Raw genomic sequence first — 1,589 nt, 5'->3', positions numbered from 1 at the left:
TTTTTCGCCTCGGCGGCCAGCGTGGCCGGATCGATGGCGGAGGCGACGACGAGCTCGCCGGCGCCGGAGAGCATAGCCGAGGCGCGCGGGTGCAGAGGGTGCGTCGTGAGGATACGAGCCATGTCGGTCAGGCTTTTTCGAGCGCCGGGCTTTGCGGCTCCTCGCCATGGCCCTCGATCAGGCCCTTCCAGTAGCTCTCAGCGCCCTGCAGATGGGCGCTCATCAGCGCCTGTGCGAGATTGCCGTCGCGGCGCAGCAGCGCTTCATAGATCTGGATATGCTCGGCATGCGAGCGCACGTTGCGCTCGGGGTCGTTGAAATAGATCGGCAGGCGCTGCTCGCCCATCATGTAGTAGACGCTGCAGACATTGTGGAAGACGCTGTTCTTGGTGGCGCGCACGATTTCGAGGTGAAATTCGCGGTCTTCCCTGGCAAGCCCTTCGCCGGCGGCGATGCGCTCTTCCGAAGCCTTCAGGATTTCGCGCAGCCGCTCGAAATTCTCCTCGGTGGCACGCGAACAGGCAAGTTCGGCCGCCTTGATCTCGTGGATCTTGCGCAGTTCGACCGTCTCGTAGATCTGGATCGGGTCGAGCGGGAGGCCCGCGCGGGCAAAGAGCGCCATGGCCTCCACACTGGCCTGCTTGGTGTCGATGTAGATGCCGGATTTGGCCCGGCGCTCAACGATGCGCATGGCCTCCAGGATGGCCAGCGCCTCGCGGATCTGACCGCGGCTGACGGCGAAATGCTCCGCCAGTTCGCGCTCCGATGGCGTTCGGCCGCTCTCCTTGTCCGAATGGGAGAACAGGTAGGCAGCGAGTTCCGCGAGAAGGTTCTTTTCTTTCATCGTCAACCGCGTTGCGCGTGCGCCTCCAGGAACCGCTCCGAAATGGTGAATCCCAGACCCGGTTTTTCCGGGATCGCTATCATACCGTCCCTGGCTTCGACAGTCTCTTCGACCAGATCATGGATCATCGGGTTGGCGCCGAGCGAATATTCGACGGTGAAACTCGACGGCGAGGCGGCGCAGACATGCAAGCCTGCGAAAAAACAGGGCGCGCCGGCCCACAAATGCGGTGCAAAGCGCAGATTGAAGGCGCTGGCGATGGTGCCGATCTTCATCGCCTCGCTGATGCCGCCGCAGAAGGCGGGATCGGGCTGGAAGATGTCGGCGGCTTTGAGCACGGCAAGGTCGCGGAAGGCGTAGCGGGTCGCCTCGCTTTCGCCGGTGGCAATCGGAACGGCGCCACTTGCCCGCACTTCGGCCATGCCCGGCTTATCGTCGGCGATGATAGGTTCCTCGAACCACGCCAGGTCAAGGTCGTTGACGAGATGGATGAAGCGCTTGGCTTCAGCCACCGTGTAGGTGCCGTGCGCGTCGACCATCAGTTCGACATCGGGGCCGAGCGCCTGCCGTGCGGCGCGCACGCGGGTGGCGGAAATGTGCGCCGCGCCGTCCATGGCGCCAACCCGCATCTTCAGTGCCTTGAAACCGCCCTTGGCGATATAGGATTTCAACTGCTCGCCTATGGCGTCGGCGGCCGCCCAGCCGCCGGACGCGTAAGCCGGCATGCGATCGAGCTTGCGGCCGC

The 1,589-nt window shown here is 64.1% G+C and carries 2 protein-coding genes and 1 pseudogene; all 3 read right to left on the bottom strand.

From position 1 onward, the window contains the following. Positions 1 to 122: pseudogene (locus tag EN994_RS36505) on the bottom strand (dehydrogenase); the annotation flags it as partial. A 5-nt stretch (positions 123 to 127) separates the two neighbouring features. Further along, complete coding sequence (locus EN994_RS30595; RefSeq protein WP_013529506.1) at positions 128 to 844, bottom strand: FadR/GntR family transcriptional regulator; 717 nt, start codon at positions 842 to 844, stop codon at positions 128 to 130. Positions 845 to 846: 2 nt separating this feature from the next. Next, positions 847 to 1,589 (bottom strand): mandelate racemase/muconate lactonizing enzyme family protein (locus tag EN994_RS30590; RefSeq protein WP_164746381.1); only part of this gene is annotated, 743 nt, incomplete at its 5' end.

The sequence above is a fragment of the Mesorhizobium sp. M7A.F.Ca.CA.002.09.1.1 genome, from assembly GCF_003998555.1.
GTDB lineage: Bacteria > Pseudomonadota > Alphaproteobacteria > Rhizobiales > Rhizobiaceae > Mesorhizobium > Mesorhizobium ciceri.
Note: the sequence above shows the minus strand (reverse complement) of the source record. Positions and strands in the feature narration are given on the sequence as shown.